19 protein-coding genes and 5 pseudogenes are annotated in these 18,418 nt (G+C 34.8%); 6 read left to right on the top strand and 18 right to left on the bottom strand.

Annotated features, from left to right (window positions below; genetic code table 11):
* The first annotated feature begins 66 nt into the window (after positions 1 to 66).
* Positions 67 to 369, top strand: a complete 303-nt coding sequence (locus ACEWFJ_RS12000; protein WP_473688615.1) for an iron-sulfur cluster biosynthesis family protein — start codon at positions 67 to 69, stop codon at positions 367 to 369.
* Between the two features lie 282 nt (positions 370 to 651).
* On the opposite strand, the gene ACEWFJ_RS11995 is transcribed toward ACEWFJ_RS12000, so the two are convergent.
* The 12 genes and pseudogenes from ACEWFJ_RS11995 to ACEWFJ_RS11940 form a co-directional block, all read right to left on the bottom strand.
* Entirely contained in the window at positions 652 to 1,395 is a 744-nt protein-coding gene (locus ACEWFJ_RS11995) for an NAD-dependent protein deacylase (protein ID WP_440604019.1), read from the bottom strand.
* Positions 1,396 to 1,464: 69 nt separating this feature from the next.
* Positions 1,465 to 2,103 carry a pyroglutamyl-peptidase I gene (gene pcp / locus ACEWFJ_RS11990; protein ID WP_473692464.1) on the bottom strand — a complete coding sequence of 213 codons (639 nt, stop codon included), beginning with the start codon at positions 2,101 to 2,103 and terminating at the stop codon, positions 1,465 to 1,467.
* A 22-nt stretch (positions 2,104 to 2,125) separates the two neighbouring features.
* Positions 2,126 to 3,087: pseudogene (locus tag ACEWFJ_RS11985) on the bottom strand (DUF979 domain-containing protein).
* A 1-nt stretch (position 3,088) separates the two neighbouring features.
* A complete protein-coding gene (locus ACEWFJ_RS11980; RefSeq protein WP_098311272.1) occupies positions 3,089 to 3,784 on the bottom strand; it encodes a DUF969 domain-containing protein in 696 nt (231 codons plus the stop codon).
* Positions 3,785 to 3,810: 26 nt separating this feature from the next.
* Complete coding sequence (pxpA, locus tag ACEWFJ_RS11975; RefSeq protein WP_473688613.1) at positions 3,811 to 4,566, bottom strand: 5-oxoprolinase subunit PxpA; 756 nt, start codon at positions 4,564 to 4,566, stop codon at positions 3,811 to 3,813.
* Positions 4,563 to 5,560: pseudogene (locus tag ACEWFJ_RS11970) on the bottom strand (5-oxoprolinase subunit C family protein). The gene pxpA and the pseudogene ACEWFJ_RS11970 overlap by 4 nt, the downstream one beginning before the upstream one ends.
* Positions 5,557 to 6,264, bottom strand: coding sequence for a 5-oxoprolinase subunit PxpB (pxpB, locus tag ACEWFJ_RS11965; protein WP_473688611.1), 708 nt, complete (start codon positions 6,262 to 6,264; stop codon positions 5,557 to 5,559). The pseudogene ACEWFJ_RS11970 and the gene pxpB overlap by 4 nt, the downstream one beginning before the upstream one ends.
* Positions 6,264 to 7,031, bottom strand: a complete 768-nt coding sequence (locus ACEWFJ_RS11960) for an IclR family transcriptional regulator (RefSeq protein WP_473688609.1) — start codon at positions 7,029 to 7,031, stop codon at positions 6,264 to 6,266. The genes pxpB and ACEWFJ_RS11960 overlap by 1 nt, the downstream gene beginning before the upstream one ends.
* 176 nt (positions 7,032 to 7,207) lie before the next feature.
* Positions 7,208 to 7,750 carry a signal peptidase I gene (lepB, locus tag ACEWFJ_RS11955; RefSeq protein WP_473688607.1) on the bottom strand — a complete coding sequence of 181 codons (543 nt, stop codon included), beginning with the start codon at positions 7,748 to 7,750 and terminating at the stop codon, positions 7,208 to 7,210.
* Between the two features lie 13 nt (positions 7,751 to 7,763).
* A complete protein-coding gene (locus tag ACEWFJ_RS11950; RefSeq protein WP_473688605.1) occupies positions 7,764 to 8,444 on the bottom strand; it encodes a copper homeostasis protein CutC in 681 nt (226 codons plus the stop codon).
* A gap of 60 nt (positions 8,445 to 8,504) precedes the next feature.
* Entirely contained in the window at positions 8,505 to 9,659 is a 1,155-nt protein-coding gene (locus tag ACEWFJ_RS11945) for an acyl-CoA dehydrogenase family protein (RefSeq protein ID WP_473688603.1), read from the bottom strand.
* 232 nt (positions 9,660 to 9,891) lie between these two features.
* Positions 9,892 to 10,494 (bottom strand): YdcF family protein, encoded by a 603-nt coding sequence (locus tag ACEWFJ_RS11940; RefSeq protein ID WP_473692462.1) that lies wholly within the window; start codon positions 10,492 to 10,494, stop codon positions 9,892 to 9,894.
* 610 nt (positions 10,495 to 11,104) lie between these two features.
* Here ACEWFJ_RS11940 and ACEWFJ_RS11935 point away from each other — a divergent pair.
* Positions 11,105 to 11,257, top strand: a complete 153-nt coding sequence (locus ACEWFJ_RS11935; RefSeq protein WP_473688601.1) for a hypothetical protein — start codon at positions 11,105 to 11,107, stop codon at positions 11,255 to 11,257.
* The gene (locus tag ACEWFJ_RS11930) at positions 11,221 to 12,099 is read left to right on the top strand and encodes an NAD(P)H-dependent glycerol-3-phosphate dehydrogenase (protein WP_473688599.1); all 879 of its coding nucleotides are present in this window, start codon (positions 11,221 to 11,223) and stop codon (positions 12,097 to 12,099) included. Before ACEWFJ_RS11935 ends, ACEWFJ_RS11930 begins: the two co-directional genes overlap by 37 nt.
* A gap of 242 nt (positions 12,100 to 12,341) precedes the next feature.
* Here the strand turns inward: ACEWFJ_RS11930 and ACEWFJ_RS11925 are convergent, their stop codons facing one another.
* The 4 genes and pseudogenes from ACEWFJ_RS11925 to ACEWFJ_RS11910 all read right to left on the bottom strand — a co-directional run bounded on the left by ACEWFJ_RS11925 (position 12,342) and on the right by ACEWFJ_RS11910 (position 15,639).
* Entirely contained in the window at positions 12,342 to 12,839 is a 498-nt protein-coding gene (locus ACEWFJ_RS11925; RefSeq protein ID WP_473688597.1) for a GNAT family N-acetyltransferase, read from the bottom strand.
* 10 nt (positions 12,840 to 12,849) lie between these two features.
* A pseudogene (locus tag ACEWFJ_RS11920) lies at positions 12,850 to 13,061 on the bottom strand (GNAT family N-acetyltransferase); the annotation flags it as partial.
* The gene (locus tag ACEWFJ_RS11915; RefSeq protein WP_429710275.1) at positions 12,998 to 13,174 is read right to left on the bottom strand and encodes a hypothetical protein; all 177 of its coding nucleotides are present in this window, start codon (positions 13,172 to 13,174) and stop codon (positions 12,998 to 13,000) included. The gene ACEWFJ_RS11915 and the pseudogene ACEWFJ_RS11920, both read right to left, overlap by 64 nt.
* 153 nt (positions 13,175 to 13,327) lie before the next feature.
* Positions 13,328 to 15,639 (bottom strand): annotated as a pseudogene (locus tag ACEWFJ_RS11910) (AAA domain-containing protein).
* Positions 15,640 to 15,910: 271 nt separating this feature from the next.
* Here ACEWFJ_RS11910 and ACEWFJ_RS11905 point away from each other — a divergent pair.
* A complete protein-coding gene (locus ACEWFJ_RS11905) occupies positions 15,911 to 16,237 on the top strand; it encodes a GNAT family N-acetyltransferase (RefSeq protein ID WP_473688595.1) in 327 nt (108 codons plus the stop codon).
* Positions 16,238 to 16,376: 139 nt separating this feature from the next.
* A pseudogene (locus ACEWFJ_RS11900) lies at positions 16,377 to 16,604 on the top strand (IS66 family transposase); the annotation flags it as partial.
* 494 nt (positions 16,605 to 17,098) lie between these two features.
* Here the strand turns inward: ACEWFJ_RS11900 and ACEWFJ_RS11895 are convergent.
* Together ACEWFJ_RS11895 and ACEWFJ_RS11890 are read right to left on the bottom strand one after the other, a co-directional pair.
* A complete protein-coding gene (locus tag ACEWFJ_RS11895; RefSeq protein ID WP_473688593.1) occupies positions 17,099 to 17,251 on the bottom strand; it encodes a hypothetical protein in 153 nt (50 codons plus the stop codon).
* The gene (locus tag ACEWFJ_RS11890; RefSeq protein ID WP_473688591.1) at positions 17,248 to 17,727 is read right to left on the bottom strand and encodes a hypothetical protein; all 480 of its coding nucleotides are present in this window, start codon (positions 17,725 to 17,727) and stop codon (positions 17,248 to 17,250) included. Before ACEWFJ_RS11890 ends, ACEWFJ_RS11895 begins: the two co-directional genes overlap by 4 nt.
* 170 nt (positions 17,728 to 17,897) lie before the next feature.
* On the opposite strand from ACEWFJ_RS11890, the gene ACEWFJ_RS11885 reads away from it, so the two are divergent.
* Positions 17,898 to 18,266, top strand: a complete 369-nt coding sequence (locus ACEWFJ_RS11885) for a winged helix-turn-helix transcriptional regulator (RefSeq protein ID WP_253629813.1) — start codon at positions 17,898 to 17,900, stop codon at positions 18,264 to 18,266.
* Positions 18,267 to 18,418: the final 152 nt, after the last annotated feature.

Raw genomic sequence — 18,418 nt, 5'->3', positions numbered from 1 at the left:
CCGAGTAGCCGGTTCATTATATTTTTGCCATAATAGAATAAGAGTTTAAGAAAAGGAAGGGATTACATGAATATTCGTGTTACAAATAAAGCAAAAGAAAAACTGCAACAATTACAAAATGAAGGTAAAACAATTATTAGAGTAAAAGGAACTATAGGCAATACCTGTACTGTCTATGTGAATATCGATTTAATTGTCGATGAATATCATGCAAATGATGTCGTATTTGAAGATGGACAGCTTGTCATTCAAATCGATGACTTTACAAAAGATTATATCGGAAACACAATGACGCTAGATTACAATACAGGCTTTAAAATTACAACACCAAGTGAAACGATTGTTTATGGTTTATCACTGAAAAAATAATATAAAGTGAAACTTCCATCAGTAGGTTTTTTTCATCTCCCACTGATGGCTAGTTGAACCAATCGGACTTTTACGGGATAAAAAACTCGATTTTCATAATAAGCAACTCTCTTATTGTATATTGATTCCTAAATAAAAGAACAAGTAACGCATGGATAAAAGAAACAACCATGCGTTACTTGTTACTGCTTCTTATTCTCTTAGGTTAATACATTCGCTAGTTAGGCACTATATATCCCTTTAAAACCACTTTGGCATAAACTTCTTTAGCTTTAGTTTCATTTACTCTGCTTTGTCTGCTCCACCTGCTAAAAATCCATCCACAAATTCTCCTATTGTTTCATGAAACGTATAATCAAAATACGGTTCTTGTCCTGTTCGCTCGTCATTAATAAGGATCGTCGTTGCCCCTATCTCTCGTTTCGCTATTTGCGGGAATGACGCTACAGGCTGTACTTTTAATGATGTTCCCATAACAAGTAATACATCTGTTTCATACAAGCGTTCAACGGCTGTTTGAAATTGAGGCAATGTGTCTCCATATAACACAACATCAGGATTTAAAATGAAATTACACTTCTCACAACGCGGCACTTCATGTTCAATCATATATTGTAAGTTATATTTCGTACGACACTTTGGACAATGAGCAGATTGCAGTGTACCATGTAAATCAATGACACGTTTACTCCCGCCCAGTTGATGAAGTCCATCAATATTTTGTGTTAAAACAACAACATCTTTTCCGTTTTCTTCTAACTGCGCAATAAACGTATGTCCTTTGTTCGGTTTATATTGATGAAATGTTTCAATTTGAAAGATTGCTTTATAATGTTTCCAAAAATCTTTCGGGTTTCGATTATAATATCCTCTTGATAAATACATTTCTACATTTGCATCCGCATACAAACCGTTTGCTGATCGAAAGTCTGGTATCCCACTTTCTGTACTTGCACCCGCTCCAGTTAACACCGTAATTTTCTTAGCATTGTCAATGATAGAACGCACTTCTCCATAATGCTGCACAACATTCACCTCTATGTATATTTCTTCTTTCATTATAACAGGCATATGCAGCAACTTGGAAATTTTCTCTTAATGCGTTGTACCTTCTGCTACTACTATATCTATTTCTACTTCCAAAGCTGTTTGTATTAAAAGCTCTATTCCTTTTGTAATGTTAGAAAGCGACATGCTCGGTTGTCCAGGATATGCACTCGCCTGTTCTGGTAAAAACGGAATATGTACAAAACCACCAGAAATACGATCTTTCTGTTTTGCTAATATGTGCATAAGTCCGTAAAAAAGATGATTACAGACAAACGTCCCTGCTGTTTGGGAAACAGATGCTGGAATTCCCCCTTCACGAAGTTGCTTCACAATTGCTTTTATGGGAAGTGTTGACCAATACGCCACTGGACCATCCTCAATCACTGGTATATCAATCGGCTGATTTCCTTTATTATCAGGAATTCTTGCATCATCTACATTAATTGCAACGCGCTCCACTGTAATATCGGAACGTCCTCCTGCTTGTCCAATACACACCACAAGAGCTGGATCTACTTCATCAATATAAAATTCTAACATTTGTAAGGATGTGTGAAAAACTGTAGGAATTTGTTTACTAACGATTGTATATTCTCCTATTCTCTTTTGATCAAGTTGTTTAGCAACTTCCCAAGCAGGATTGATTTTTTCTCCTCCAAATGGTTCAAATCCTGTTAATAAAATTTTTTCATCAATCCTCCCTCCTTTAAAATCGATATACAAGTACGTACATAACAAGCATGTTAATTATAAAAATAGTCACGGCAACTGGCGCTTGCGCTTTAATAACAGCATTTTTATCTTTAAGCTCTAACAACATTGCCGGAACAATGTTAAAGTTAGCAGCCATCGGCGTTAACAATGTACCGCAATAACCAGCAAACATACCAAGCGCTGCCATAATTGCTGGGTTTCCTCCGTGCATTTGAACAATAAGAGGCAAACCAATCCCCCTGTAATAACAGCAAAAGCAGCGAACGCATTTCCCATTACCATTGTAAATAACATCATTCCTAAGCAATATGCCATGACAGCCACGAATGGATATTCAGTCGGCAATACTTGTCCAACTAAATCCGCCACTACCTGTCCAACTCCAGACTTAGCAAATATACCGCCAAGAGCAGCAAGCATTTGTGGTAAAATAACGGCCCATCCGACCGCTTGTAGTAAACGGCTCCCTTCTTGTACTGGCTCTGTCACTTTTGCTTTTGTAATAGCCATCGCAAAAGCAAGGGCAACTAATGCACCTAATGCTAGTGCAATTAGTGTTACTTTTTCAGGATCCACAACAAATATATCTCCAAACTTGAGTTTCCCAAGAGTGAGCGTTCCGATAATAGTAAACAAAGGGATTAATATAGCTGGCATGAAAATTTTATTTCCTAATTTTGCTGCATGTTTTACACGCTCTTCTACTGGTGCTTCTTGTTCATTTGATTTTGTTACTTTATTTAATGATGCTAAAATAACCATAACTAAAACGAGACAACCGACATAAAACGAGGGCATAATATTTCCAAATAAAAATGTAATAGCAAACAACGCCCAAAACAAACTAGAACCAAAACGGTTCGGATGTTGACGATCAAAAGCAACACGAATTGCAATAAAAGCAACAATAATACCAAGTAGATAATAAATTGTATCAAGTGTAATTAATTTCATGCTACATCGCCTCCTTATTTTGATTCGCTTCTTGTTTCATAACGTCGTCTATATGTCTATCAATTTGACGAAAACGAATCCAACTTACAATAAATGCAGAAATTGCTGTTGGAATTCCCCAAAGTGCCATATCCCACACACCAACATGCATGCCGACAGAATCAAAAAATCCTTTCATTAATAAAATAGCACCTGTTGCAATAAAAATATCTTCTCCAAAGAACCACGCTGTATTTTCTGCAGCCGCTGCGGACGCTTTAATTTTTTCTCTTAACTTCTCTGGAAGTTTTCCGTAACGAGCCTGCGCTGCCCCTTCCGCCATCGGTGCAACAAGTGGTCTTACTGCTTGCGCATGTCCTCCAATGTTAAGCCCAATCGCTGCAGTTGCTTCGCGAATAGTAAAATACGATAGAAGAACGCGTCCCGTCGTTGCTCCTTTTGATTTTGTAATGAGTGCTTCCGCTCGTTCTTTCAATCCGTAACGCTCTAAAATTCCAATAACCGGAAGTGTCAATAAAATTGGCATGGACATATATCGATTTTCTATAAAGAATTTTCCAAATAAACTTATCACTTCGTGAAATGACATACCGGATACCATCCCTGTTACAATTCCAGCTACCATAACAACTAACAATGTATTAAATCGAAATAAAAAACCAACTGCTACAAGTAAAATTCCAATCAATTTCACCATATATAACCCCCTATCTTTTTTACGTGTTACGGTGCACAAATGTTAATTTGTGCTTGCTGCAGTGCATTGTAAATGCTTTTCGCATAATCAACAGCATGCACGCCATCCCCATGAATACAAACTGTATGCGCTGCAATTGAAACGATAGTCCCATCAACAGCTTGAACATTACCTTTCTGTACCATTTGCAATACTTGTCTTATCGCATCTTCTTTATTTGTAATCAATGCATTCGATTCTGCACGATTTGTTAAGGTCCCATTACTTTGATATGTTCGATCTGCAAATACCTCTTGTACAACACGAAGATTATATTTTTCTCCTGCACACAAAAATTCACTACTTGCTAATCCAAATAAAAGAAGATCTGGATTTACTTTATAAATAGCTTTTGCAATAGCATCTGCGATTTCTGAATTTACTGCTGCCAGATTATAGAGCGCACCGTGCGGTTTAACATGATTCATTTTTCCACCCAATGCACGAATAAATCCATCTAATGCCCCGATCTGATAAATCATATAATCGTGCACTTCATCTGGTGAAACATGCATCATTCTTCTTCCAAAACCAATAAGGTCTGGTAAGCCTGGATGTGCACCTATTGAAACATTGTGTTCTAGCGCTTTTGCAACAGTACTACGCATAACTGAAGGATCACCAGCATGAAATCCACAAGCAATGTTTACCGATGAAACATAAGGTAGAATTGCATCATCATTTCCTATGTTATATACTCCAAAACTTTCTCCTAAATCACAATTTAAATCCACTATATTCATGCTTTTTCTCCTTTCAGCTTAATGAACATTTTTAAAAGATACATTGTTTGTTCTTGTTTTATATATAGCTGCTGTGCTTCTAATACTGAAATTTTTGAAAACGAAAGATAATCTCCTGGCTTTAATTGTGCAAGCAGCGGTATATCAATTGAAATTACATTGGCAATTCGCGGATATCCACCTGTCGTTTGACGATCTGCCATTAATATAATAGGCTGTCCTTCAGGTGGTACTTGGATTGTTCCATGCGTCACAGTATCTGATAGCAACTCTAATTTTCCCTCTACCGTTACCTGCTCCCCGTCTATGCGATACCCCATTCGATCTGCATAATTGGAAACTTTAAATTGCTTTGTAAAAAAGAATGACGACTCTCTTCCGTAAACTTTTCAAACTCTAATCCTTCCACGACACGAATCTTCGGACAATGATGATAGTTTGGTAAACAACTATAATTTACTCCCCACATCGTTGTATCTCGTTTTTCATTTACAAGCTGCTGTATAACACGTTTTGCCCAAAGAGAAGGTGAACCTATTTGCAATTGATCACCCTTTTGTAAAGCACGCCCTTCCAATCCGCCTAAATTAGCTCGCATATACGTACTTTTGCTCTTCATTACATCAGGAACATGAATTCCACCAGCAAATGCTACATATGCTCTACATCCTGACTGAATTTTCTTAAAACAAAGCATACTTCCTTCTTTTACTAATACCGGGCGCCACAATGGAACTCGTTTTCCATTTAAAAGTGGTTCCATATTCGCACCGCCAATTGCAATTAATGTCGTCTGCTTAATTAACAGTTTCGGTCCAATAATCGTAACTTCTAATCCAGCTTCCCCTTCTGCATTTCCAACTAACATATTTGCAATTCTAAGTGCAACTGTGTCCATCGCTCCGCCAACTGGTACACCGTATTGTTGATATGTATGTCTTCCTAAATCTTGTACAGTTGTCAGCATTCCTTGTTGTAGCACCTCTATGCTCATACATTCTCATCCTCCCATTGTTGAAACTCTGTTTCTGTTATGGGGATGAAACGTAAATACATACCACTTTGTAAATAAGTAGGCGGTACTTTTTGAGGACGAAATAAAGAAAGCGGTGTGCGTCCGATTATATTCCATCCGCCTGGTGTTTCAAGTGGATATATACCCGTTTGGCTTCCACCGATTCCAACAGATCCAGCTGGAATCTTTAATCGCGGTGTATGCTTTCGTGGAGTTGCAATCCGTTGCGGCATACCTCCTAAATAAGGAAATCCTGGTGTGAAACCGAGCATATAAACAAAATAAGTGGATTCACTATGAATTCGAATTACATCTTCTATTGTTAACCCATGATACTTTGCTACTTCTTCCAAATCAGGACCGTATTCCCCTCCGTAACAAACTGGAATGGATATATATTCATATTCTTTTATTTTCTTATCATTCTCAGTTTCTAAAAGGGACTGCACATGATAACAAACATAGTCATACGGCGAATCATTTATCTTTTTCTCCCTATACAATGTGTAGGGGTCATAATAAATTGTCACAGATGTATAAGAAGGAACACATTCTAGCATCCCAACAAACGGTGCATTTTGTAATGCCTCAAATAAAGATTGTACTTGTTCATAAATTTCCATATTGATTTTCTGTCCAAATGTAACGACAATCGCTTGATCACCTAGTGCTGAAAATTTCATTATTCCCCTACCTTCTTTTCTTTCCATCCTAATTCTATTGATACTTGTTTCGTTGTTTGAGTAAGATTTTCAATCCATTTTATAATTACTGGTTCATCATATTCAGCTTCTAGTCCTGAAATACTCATACCACCAACTACCATACCATCACTTCCAAAAATCGGAGCAGCTATCGCCGCTGTATGATTTTCAAGTTCTGAATAACTAATGGTATAACCGTTATTCTTTGCAGTTTGTAGCATATCACGTAGTTCATTTTCATCTGTAACCGTGCCCTTTGCAAGTGCAGCAAATGTTGTATTTTTTATATAATTTTCTTGTTCTTCTTTTGAAAAATATGTAAGTAAAATACGTGGACACGCTCCAGCATACAGCGGAGCTCGTCGTCCAATTGCTGTATATACACGTACAGGTTGATCCCCGTCAATTTTTTCAATATAAATGGCTTCATCACCATCTTGAATAATTAAATTAACTGCTTGTCCAATTTCTTTTTGTAATTTCTCCATATAAGGCTTCGCAATTTTCCGTAAAGATAACCGCTCTGAAACAAGCTGACCAAATCGTAAAAAAACAAACCCTAACTTATATGCACCATCTATTGTTTTTTGCAACAAACCCATTTCTTCAAGAGATCCAATAAGACGGTATACTGATGTTTTAGGCATACCGGTCAATCTCACCATCTCAGCTAATGTTAACGTGTCATACTCATAAAATAATTCTAAAATGTTCATTGTTTTCACTGCTGTTTTGTTATAGCTCATGAAGTCCCCCTCCGTTCCGTATTTCAGAACGCCTATTCCGATTTTCGAAATGAAATATCTGTTTTAAATTATAAAATATTCTTTCAATTCAAACAATACATTTTTTATCTTTATTATTAATAAAAATAAAAAAAGCAACCAAACTCGAAATGAGTTTAGTTGCTTTTTTTAAACTACTACAATGCTCTAGCATGCTGCAGTGGCCAAAATACCACTGAACCTTTCCCAACAATTTGTTTTTCAGAAACAAAACCAAATGCTCGGCTATCCTTAGATACTTGACGGTTATCTCCCAGTACAAATACATAACCTTCAGGAACTGTTTTCTTTCCAGTTATCTCTTCTAACGTAAAGTCAGGAGTTAGCTCCCCTCCAGATAGTTGCTTTTTATATTCATCTAAATATGGTTCAGCAACTGGTTTACCATTTACATATAAAACATCATGTTTATACTCAATTGTATCTCCAGGTAAACCAATTACTCGTTTTACTAAATCATGACCTTCATTCCCGTGAAAGACAATGATATTAAAACGATCTACTCCTTGTAGACTATATCCAATTTTATTTACAACCATTCTCTCATTATTTTCTAGCGTTGGCATCATGGATTCTCCCTGTACAAGCGACGGTGTAAATAAAAATGCACGACAAACAAATGCAATAACCAAAGCTAGAGCTATACTTTTAACCCATGACACGATCTCATTCTTTTTCATCTAGATATCTCCTTTAACAACTAGTCAGTTTTACAATTTCTTGTACATTTTGAACGATAACTTCACCAAAACACGATTTTCCTTCTCTCACCGCTGTACCAACATGAGCTTGTGTAATTCCAGTATCGTGTAGCAATTGCTGCACATTCTCTTTCGTTACACCACTGCCAACAACGATTTGTATTTCTCCCTCACTTGCTTGATTCATATCGCGTAAAACAGAAATGTTATCTTCTATTTTCCCTTGTCCACCAGATGTCAAAATATGTGTAATCTTATTAAATTTCCGCAATATTTTTACGCTTTCTACTAAATCCGTCATTTCATCAATTGCTCGGTGAAACGTCACATTCATTTCATCTACTACTTCTAACAACTGTCCTAATTTTTCTTCATCAATTTTATTATTTTCATTCAAAACACCTAAAACAACACCAGTTGCGCCAAATTGTTTTGCGATGCGAATATCCTCTTTCATTAACTCAATTTCCTCTTTAGAATATACGAAAGATTTTGCATGTGGACGAATCATGACATGTACAGGAATGGTAACTGCTTCTATTACATTTTTTATTAATGCATAGCTTGGTGTAAGCCCGCCTTCTGTAAATGCTGTAATTAACTCTATCCGTTCTCCACCACCACGTTCAATTCGTTTTGCATCTTCTAAACATGTTGCGATGACTTCTAGCATATGTATTCTCCTTTTCATACATCACTTGCCCTTATTATATACGAAAAGGAAAAACAGTGCCTATTTTTCAGTTTCAAAATCTTGCAAGGCATGTTGCGCTAATAGTGAAATTGTCGCATCATCCATCGGAGGATTATGAAGTCCAGCACGTACGTGTAAATAATAGCGATGTAATGGATTTTTCTCAGATAAACTTCTGGCTCCGACAATACGCATCGCTTTATCTACAATAGAAATTGCCGTATTTGTCGCAGTATACTTCACCGCGGCCATCTCTGCTTGCAAACTTTCTTTACTTCCTTCTTCATACTGCTTTGCAACACTATATAAGAAAGAACGAGCTTGCATCATTTCTAATTCCATTTCTCCTATTAATCTTTGAACATTTGGCACCGTTGCTATAGGTGCTTGTAAACTATTCGGTTGATACGTTGCTGCAAATTGCATGGCATACCGACGTGCAGCTTGTGCAATGCCAAGATAACAAGCTGGAATATGCAGCAGCCATCCTCTTCTCTTTGCCATCCTACGCGAAGAAATAATCTCTACAAAGTATTTATGTGGAACCACTACTTGTTCTAAAATTAGATCATGACTTGCTGTCCCACGCATAGCTACACTATCCCACGTTTCTTCAATTGAAACACCCTCTGTATTACGCGGGACAAGAAACTCCCCCACTTCCTCTGTCCCTTCTATAGATGCTGAAACGAGAAAGTAATCTAATACCGGTGCCATTGTTGTGAATGTTTTTCTACCAGAAATAATCCAAGTATTTCCCTTTTTGACAGCTGTTGTCTCTGGTTTTCCTCCTCGTGTTGGACTGCCCGTATTTCGTTCCGTTGCTGCTCGGTTTACAAGTGCGCCGTCTTTCACTTTCTCACAAAGCCAAGAAAACAACTTCTTATTCCATGAGCGATTTTCCGAAAGTTCTTGTATAATTCCAAGATGCCAGCCCATACATAATGCTGTTGAACCATCACCTTGTGCAATATATTCCTGAAATAGTAAAAAATCATACAGAGATATGCCTGCCCCGCCTTCGTCGTACGGAACAGTCCATGCTGTATATCCAATCCCTTTTAAATCTTCTATATTTTCAAAAGGAAATGAATGCAATTCATCTAACTGCTGTTCTCTATTTGAGAATAGAGTGATATATGGTTGTAATTTACTTAATCGCTCTCGTTGCTTTTTCGTTCTTATAAACCCCATTTCATCAGCCCCCTCTATTTCATGCTAAAATTATATGCACACTGTTCTCTTTAGCTACTTTAGTTATCCCACACTAATGAACTGTAAAGACCTTACTAATGGATGTTTCGTTATATACATTCTATTCCTTAAACATATTAATCTACATTTCAATTGTTGCACTATTCCGATGAAAAAACAATGTTTTAAGCACAAAAAAGATTTCCTAAAAACATTAGGAAATCTTCCTTTTTTAATCGCCTTTAAAAAAACGAACAGGCAAAGATGCAACATATCCAAGATAAGAACATAACTCTTTGAAAAAGAATGGTAACTCTGTGTCTAGACTACGATAAGCAGACGTTGGTGTTGGCGAAGAATATGCATCCATACCAAGATGCTTTGCAATTTGCATTGCTCGCTTCATATGAAGTGGATCACTTACAAGTGTATACGTTTGTAAGCCATGTTCTTTTCCAATTTGCAGAGCATTTTTTAAATTCTCTTCTGTATAACGTGATTCCGTTTCAATTAAAATATCTTCCTCTTTTACATTATGCTTTAATGCATATATTTTCGCAGTACGCGCTTCTTCTAATTCCGTTTCAAATTTCGTACCACCTGTAAAAATTATTTTTTTAACGCTTCCATTCTGATAAAGAGAAATGGCATGATTAATTCTCTCACGAAATACTGGAGACGGTTTTCCATTCCACGACGCGGCTCCTAATACAATCGCAGCATCCGTATCAACTTGATCTGTCTTAGAACGATAATGCCAAATATCATACGCCGCATAGCTCACAAATACAATAATTAAACCAAGTATAAATAAGAGTGCCTGTACCACCCTTATTTTTATACTTCTTTTTTCTTCATAACATTACAGCCCCCGTATTTCATACATACTTTATATAAAAATTCGTTAAATCGAATGTTCGTTCAATTTGTTATTTGAATTGATTTGAAAGAAGGTGTTTTTCCTCATAGCAGTTTTATAAAAGGCTTTTCAATAAAAAAGAGGTTTTATATTTCACACTTACATTCGTGGTCTACTTATAATAATAACAACTTATATTTCTCTCAAATTCTCATACTTCTATATTGTAGCGAATTTTTTTACAGAATGGAACGCTGAAACAAAAGTATATAAAATACGTAATAGTTTTGTAAGAAAAAATGCCTTCTAACACGTTTAAACGTACTATAATAATCAGAGAATATTATATCTATTATGAAGGCAAATATCCTCTTTTTTCTTACATTATATATCACATAACAAGTGATTAAAAAATAGTATAAGATGTATATTATGTTTAGGGAATGTACGTTTGTTCAAGAGGTTAGAGGACTTAGCCTACAGAGGGAGGATATTTTATAAAGCTGGTCGAATATCCTCCTTGTCCATATAAAAAAATTCAACTCTTTTTCCTTTAGGAGATGACAGATCTATTATTAAATAGAGAATGATAAATTTTAAAAAAGATGAGGGTGAAATATTGAATATTTCAGTTTTAGGTTGTGGACGTTGGGGAACCTTTTTGGCTTGGTATGCTAATAAAGTTAGACACAATGTTATGCTATGGGGAGAGAAAACTCCCAAAATTTCATTGGGTTAAAAGAGACCAGAAGAAATGATTATCTTTCATTACCAGAAGATGTAGAATTAACAAACTCATTAGAAAAAGCCATATTACATGCTGAAATAATAATTATTTCCATTAGTGCTCAAGAATTACGTTCCTTTGCAAATCAATTAAGCTCATTAAATGCAATACAAGGTAAAACTTTTATTTTATGTATGAAAGGATTAGAGGCTAATAGTGGTAAAAGACTTTCACAAGTATTTGGGGAAGAGGTTGGAAAAAATATAAATACAGCAGTATGGGTAGGACCTGGACACGTGCAAGATTTCGTGAATAATATACCAAATTGTATGGTTATAGGTTCTGAAAATATTGAAATAACCAAAAAAATTGTACAAGAGTTGAATAGTGATTTAATTAGATTCTACTATGGGCAAGACCTTATTGGAAATGAGATTGGGGCTGCTACCAAAAATGTTATGGGTATAGCAGCAGGAATGTTAGATGGATTAAATTATAGCAGTTTAAAAGGTTCACTTATGGCAAGGGGGACAAGGGAAATCTCTCGTCTAGTTAGAGCAATGGGTGGAAATGATGTAACTGTATACGGATTGAGTCATCTAGGAGACTTTGAAGCAACATTATTCTCGGATAATAGTCATAATAGAAAATATGGACAGGCATTAGTTGAAGGAAAAAAGTTTGGAAAATTAGCAGAAGGTATTGCAACTATAAAAGCATTAAGGGTATTATCCATTCATTATGACGTTCAACTCCCGATTTGTAATGCCTTATATGAGATAATATTTGAGAGTAAGAATGCAGAAGAAACATTAAAAGATTTATTTTTAAGACCTGTAAAATTTGAGTTTTAATCAATTTGCCATATCTTCTTCTTATGAAACCAAGGTTCCAGTATTAAGCATGGTAGAATATGAATGCTTATTTTTATCAGAAAAAGCAAGATTGTGAATAGTTGTACTTAAACTATCGGGGGCTTTAATTGAATAAAGGACAATACATATTAGTCATATACAATATGTGTTGTCCTTTATTTATTGGGATTTTTTAATTTAGGTCTTGATAATTCCTTTAGAAGGTATTTTTTCTTAAACTACTATTTCAAAATCCAATATTTCATATGTTCTTCCTGTAATACACAACAAAAACCTGATTTCTCTAACACTCTTGCAGAAGCAGTGTTACTTGTTAAACATTCCGCTTTAATCGTCGTTACATTTTGCTGGTTTAATAACCATTGTACAAGGTCTTTTGTCATTTCTGTAGCATAGCCTTTTCCTTGGTAATCTGGGACAATGCTATATCCAATTTCAACGATCCCATTCACATCCGGACTACCTTTACAGCCCATATCTCCAATAATTTTCTGATCTTCTTTATGAATAATAAGACCACTCCATCGACTATTATCTGGATTTTCACGTAATCGTTCTACTATCCACGGTAAAATCTCCGCATAATCAGGCATTGGCCATTGACTAGCAACTTGGTAAGGTATGATTTTTGAAATCTCCTCAGTCCCTTTTATTGTAGCCTCTACTAATTCTAATGTGAAAGATATCATTTTTAAACGTTCTGTTTCTATATATGGCATCTGTTTCCTCCTACTTACATTTTACACTCATTAATTTATTTTCTAATTGTTCTTTTACACTTGGCCAATCTTCTGAGATAATACTATGCACAACAGCATCCCTCACATATCCATTTGGAAGTTGGCGTTCATTTCACAGAATTCCTTCTTTACTGCACCTAATCTTTCAATAGTCCGCTGTGAATTTTCATTCCGAGCATCTGTTTTAATGTATGCACGTAATTTGTTATTAAATATGTCCAAATATCTAGGTGTTTTTCAATAATGGAATACAATGAACATGCATCTTTTACAGATAATAATTGTAATATCGCTCGGTTATGTACAATTTTCACAGGACAGTCCTCATTTCTTTTTATCTCAACTATATAATAATATTAATCTTACGAATTTTCAAAATAACAATCATCGAAAATAACCCCAGACAATTTTTCGTCTGAGGAATTCTCGTTTAATCTTATTCTAATAATGATTCTTCAATAATAATTTTATATTTTTATATCTAAAAATCCTTTTAATACTCCAATTGTTTGCGGAGCTTGTAGCCTCGCTGCAATATATGGAAATTCTGGACTACCATCAAATATCATATGAGCTGTTAATGGAGCACCTACCCACATTATTTCATCGTCAATGATAATGAATGGCATCACTTTGTTTTGACGACGCGCTTGTACGTTTTTTATCGGAATTGCACCTTCTGTATATAGGATAACACTTGCTTCTGCATGTGCTAATGCTTGCCAAACCCTCTTATCCATGCGGCTTGAATTCGGAATGGATACAATAATTTTCTTTTTTGCTGAAACAATGTCTTTTAATAATGCCTTCGGTTCTTCGGCACTCGTTTGTACAACCCAACGTAATCTTTTTGTAATCTTCCGCTCTAGAAACGCTCTTGATGTTGTACGATCATACACATTTCCTTGCTTTTGTAAGTGCTGTGTTAAATAAGATAAGGCTTGTTTTCGTGAAAGATTTTGCTTCATATATTGGCAATCTGATAACTGAATAAATTTCCCTCTTGCTCTCGTTACTGCAACATTAACGAGTCGATGGTTTTTTTGATCAAAGAATAATACACCTGGTCGTTCTTGCGGATAACTATCAACTGTATCGAATAAAATCATATCACGTTCAGACCCTTGAAATTTATGAACTGTCGCCGCTAGTACAGGTGCATTTTTGAACTTTGTTTTTTGAAGAAATTCTCGGATACACGTTGATAAAAAACGTGCCTGAGCACGGTATGGTGTAACGATACCAATTGACGATATTCCATCCACTAAACCAATTAACGCAAGTTGCATCGCTAATAGTCCAGAAAAAATATTATAACGTGAGCTAGATGCAACATCTTTTAATGAATAAGCACCGATACTACTTGTATCCATTAAAACTGCCGCTTCCCTCATGAAAGGCTGTAAATTTGCAATATCGTTTCGCGCTGCAACAGATGGATGGTCGAACACTTCATTTTTATAAATAAACTCATTTGTAAAACTTGAAATATGCGGATGCATGCGACGCTGCTCTTGCAGCATGTATAAATTCGGATGATTTTTGTGCTCGTTTACAGATTCTACTATACCTGCATGATAAAACATATCTTCTTTTAACCATTTATTCACAAGCTCATGATTTGATAAAGCAATCGGTGGTAATTGTAGAAAGTCTCCGCAAACGACAATTCGCTTTCCTAAAGAAGCTGCCAATGCTATTTGCGGAACATATGCCATACTTACTTCATCGACGACCACAAGATCAAATGTTCTTTCATAAACAAGTGAATCGATTGCACATTTCGATAATGTCGCCCCAATGACTCTTGCATTTTCAATATACTCTTTTTCAACTTCTTTCACTTTTGCTTTTTGCTTCCGAAGTTCTCCTTCTATTTCTTGCATTCTTCGTTTTTCGGAAGAAGTTGCTTTATAAGAGAGGATTTTTTGTCTTAATTCTTGTCTTAATTCTTCTAAATACAGCCGCTCTTCTTCCCAATCTTCATTTGTTGATTCAACTAATCGCGTAGTAAGTAACGTTTCATGATTCCGGATTTGTTCATTTTGACTAAAACCATAACGAATAACGTCTCCTGGTACCCATTTCTCTTTTTCTCAATTTGCTTTGTTACTTCACTCATTAATACATCAACCGCCGCATTACTATGAGCTAATACAAGAACAGATTTTCCACTTTGATAATGGGCTGCAATAATTCGCGATAAATTATATGATTTTCCTGTACCCGGAGGTCCCCAAACGTACGTTGTTGCATTATAAAAAGCACGATATGCAAGTTCATTTTTCATTTTTTTCATTTTCACAATATGCTTTGGCTCACTATCACCCCGTAATAACCGTTTCACGCGCTGACGTCTTTGTTTATCCTTTCTTACCTCTTTTAAACGCTCTTGCAACTGTTCTAACAGTTGCCACGGTTCACTATATAACACCGCTTCTTGTATATGTTGCTGTATATAACAATTGAGTTTCACTTCAATGTCTAGCCCTTGAACAGATAATACTTCTCCAGTTGCTTCCTCACCGTCAAATTCAATTCGAATTGGTGTTCCGTCTGGTAAACTTACTTCAGAAATAAGCTGAAATACATATACACTACTTTCATAGTCTGTATATAAAAAACGTCCATTTATAATGGATAGTTTACTTCCACCAATTGTTTTCCAATGTTTAATTTCATATGTTAACGCTTGATGCCACTCTTTCATCGTCTCTGTTAATGAAGGAGTTTGCGCAGATGTAATCATGTTTATATCTCCTTCCCCTACTGCAAACATACTTTCTCACTATACCATACATTTAGCCTATATTAATGAAATTATCATCGCTGTTTCATTAACAGCTTTATCCTTTAATTTTAAATAAGATATAATAAAAAGAACTTCTTAACATCCTCAATGAAAAAGGTGATATTATGAGAATTAGTGAAACAAATAATTATAAAATAATCGCAAAACTAAATGAACCGGTACAAAACATACATGCATCCCTATTTCCTCAACATTTTCATCCTTATCATTATGATGCTGTAAAAGATTTTTTCAAAATGTGATTAGTAATCCTAATTTTATTTTTTTACTATTAGAAGAGTCTAATCAATCTCTCGGCTATGCATGGATTGAAATTAAAAATTATCCAGGAAATGCTTTCAAAAAACCGTATACTTCTATATACATACATCAAATCAGTATACTAGAAACATATAGAAATAAAGGATATGGCTCACAATTACTAGATTACATTTACAAAATCGCAAATAACAAAAACATAAACATGATAGAACTAGACTACTGGCTTGCTAATACTACAGCAAAACAATTTTACGCAAAAAATGGATTTGAACTATATCGTGAATTCATTTATAAAAAAATATAATATTATGATTTTTCAAATCCTCTGTATCTAGAATTAACAATACATAATATTTTTATCCAAATACCCCTTATCAAAATCCGGAATTTTCATTATTTTTATTACACGTGGATATATACAAAAGTAAAAAAGGAGCACAATTTTTAGTTTGAATCAATGGAATCATCTTGAAGCTTTTTTATTAGATGGTCACTTAGAAATCGATAACAACAGAAGTGAACGTTCTATTAAACCGTTTGTAATTGGGAGAAAAAATTGGATGTTCTCAAATACACCGCGAGGTGCTAGAGGCAGTGCCATCATGTATAGTGTGGTTGAAACCGCAAAAGAGAATAATTTAGGTCCCTATCATTATCTTCTTTATTTGTTTGAAGTCGATGAAAATGGTAAATATACCATAATTGCTACTCCTAAATATGATGATTTAGATAACTCTTACTTTTACGGTGATTATGAAGCCAAAAAAATTAAGGAATAGAATAGATTATTAAGTCGAGTTACCATAAGAGGAGTATTATAAGAAGGCTAAAAAAGTATTTGTATTATTTTGTTGTATTAATATTTTCATTTATTTATGGAATATTTAATAAATAGCTTTTATTGAACTAACGCATGCTTTAGTTCAATAAGAATTCAAAAGGACTGTCTAAATTTGACAGTCCTTTTTCAATGATTAAATATCAACATTTTACTTTAACGCTTAATCTTTCATGGTCCTTTTATTAAACTATCCATTTTATAGAGTACAGTTCATTTTACTACCAACTTAATTTTTCCGTGTTTATTACACGTCTGTACAAATGTTAGGAGCTTACTGCCTATTCATACGGAATAAAATTTTGTTTTCGAGTTTTCCTTTTTCAATTACACAAATAAAATATTTCTTTGCGCTCCTTCAAGAACACCTTCCTGAATTTGTTTTACAAATCGATAAATCATTTGTTCTTTTTGTAAAGAAGCTATTTCTTGCTCGTTTATATAAGCTGCATAGTAGTATTTCCATAATAAGATAATCATCTCAATTTTATTTTCTTTTTTAACCAACGAATTTTTTTGATATACTCTACAAATGAGTTTGCATTCGTTACATATTCAATTTGCATTTGTGTAAAAATATTGGCGAATCTCTTTTTAGAATTATACCGAACTGTGCCTTCTTGCTTCATTTCTTTTACTATGCTCTTAAATATTTCATCTGTCACTTTGCTTTTTTCACCAAAATAGTGCATCCATTCTTTACATGTACGTCTTTTGTTATTTTGTATACATAATATAAGTTGATTCACGTATACACGATTTGTACCTTGATTATTTCTTATTTCTATTTCATCATTTTGATTTAACTGTACATAGCCCTTTTCAAGTAATTCAATGAATAATATTCCTATCGTGTACAATGGCAAACTAAATGTATAACGACTGTTTATTGTCATTGGTTGCTCTGCCAAAGAGCTACTAATAAAACCTTTTGTCATCTTCCCCATTTCTTGCATATATAATCCCTCCCCTATATAACTATCTCCTAATCCAATTGTGTTAATTTAGAATAAAGCGATTACTTCCGCTCTACATCTTTCATTATATATGTAGTATAAAAACGCGAGAAGAATGCACCTTTTTGATAGAAAGTATCCTCTAGGATACCGAATGGAAGGTGAAAAGCATGGAGCAAGATTTACGTCATGAGGTATTACATAAAATACAAAATAAAGAATTTAATTGTGCGAAAGAATTAACGTTATCCATCATTAGTGGAAAATGGAAAATTGTCATTTTATATCGATTAGGTATAAATGGTCCAATGCGCTTTAGTACCATTCAACATTTATTTCCCAAAATTACACATAAAGTATTAACGAAACAATTACGCGAATTAGAAGATGATGGTGTAATCGCAAGAAAAGTTTATCCAGAAATCCCGCCTAAAGTAGAGTATTCTTTAACAGATCTCGGCGAAAGCTTACAGCCCATTTTACAAATGATGTACGACTGGGGAGAAAAGAGAATTCAGCAATTACAAAAAGAATCATAATTGAATACCCTTACAGGATAAACATAATACTTTTTCATCTATATAAAAATGGAGCCTTAATACATACAGCTCCATTTTCCATATACCATTAAATCTTTTATACGAAATAGCCGATTAAGTTTAGCGACCTGCTCATCTAAATTAAAATGCCT

The organism is Bacillus sp. EA-CB0995, assembly GCF_055814245.1.
This window is presented reverse-complemented; position numbering and strand designations above follow the sequence as displayed.

Coding starts and splice junctions, on each gene's coding strand:
- ACEWFJ_RS12000 (WP_473688615.1), top strand. CDS start 67: ATGAATATTCGTGTTACAAATAAAGCAAAAGAAAAACTGCAACAATTA.
- ACEWFJ_RS11980 (WP_098311272.1), bottom strand. CDS start 3,784: ATGGTGAAATTGATTGGAATTTTACTTGTAGCAGTTGGTTTTTTATTT.
- pxpA (WP_473688613.1), bottom strand. CDS start 4,566: ATGAATATAGTGGATTTAAATTGTGATTTAGGAGAAAGTTTTGGAGTA.
- pxpB (WP_473688611.1), bottom strand. CDS start 6,264: ATGAAATTTTCAGCACTAGGTGATCAAGCGATTGTCGTTACATTTGGA.
- ACEWFJ_RS11960 (WP_473688609.1), bottom strand. CDS start 7,031: ATGAGCTATAACAAAACAGCAGTGAAAACAATGAACATTTTAGAATTA.
- lepB (WP_473688607.1), bottom strand. CDS start 7,750: ATGAAAAAGAATGAGATCGTGTCATGGGTTAAAAGTATAGCTCTAGCT.
- ACEWFJ_RS11950 (WP_473688605.1), bottom strand. CDS start 8,444: ATGCTAGAAGTCATCGCAACATGTTTAGAAGATGCAAAACGAATTGAA.
- ACEWFJ_RS11945 (WP_473688603.1), bottom strand. CDS start 9,659: ATGGGGTTTATAAGAACGAAAAAGCAACGAGAGCGATTAAGTAAATTA.
- ACEWFJ_RS11935 (WP_473688601.1), top strand. CDS start 11,105: ATGATAAATTTTAAAAAAGATGAGGGTGAAATATTGAATATTTCAGTT.
- ACEWFJ_RS11930 (WP_473688599.1), top strand. CDS start 11,221: ATGGGGAGAGAAAACTCCCAAAATTTCATTGGGTTAAAAGAGACCAGA.
- ACEWFJ_RS11925 (WP_473688597.1), bottom strand. CDS start 12,839: ATGCCATATATAGAAACAGAACGTTTAAAAATGATATCTTTCACATTA.
- ACEWFJ_RS11895 (WP_473688593.1), bottom strand. CDS start 17,251: ATGATTATCTTATTATGGAAATACTACTATGCAGCTTATATAAACGAG.
- ACEWFJ_RS11890 (WP_473688591.1), bottom strand. CDS start 17,727: ATGCAAGAAATGGGGAAGATGACAAAAGGTTTTATTAGTAGCTCTTTG.
- ACEWFJ_RS11885 (WP_253629813.1), top strand. CDS start 17,898: ATGGAGCAAGATTTACGTCATGAGGTATTACATAAAATACAAAATAAA.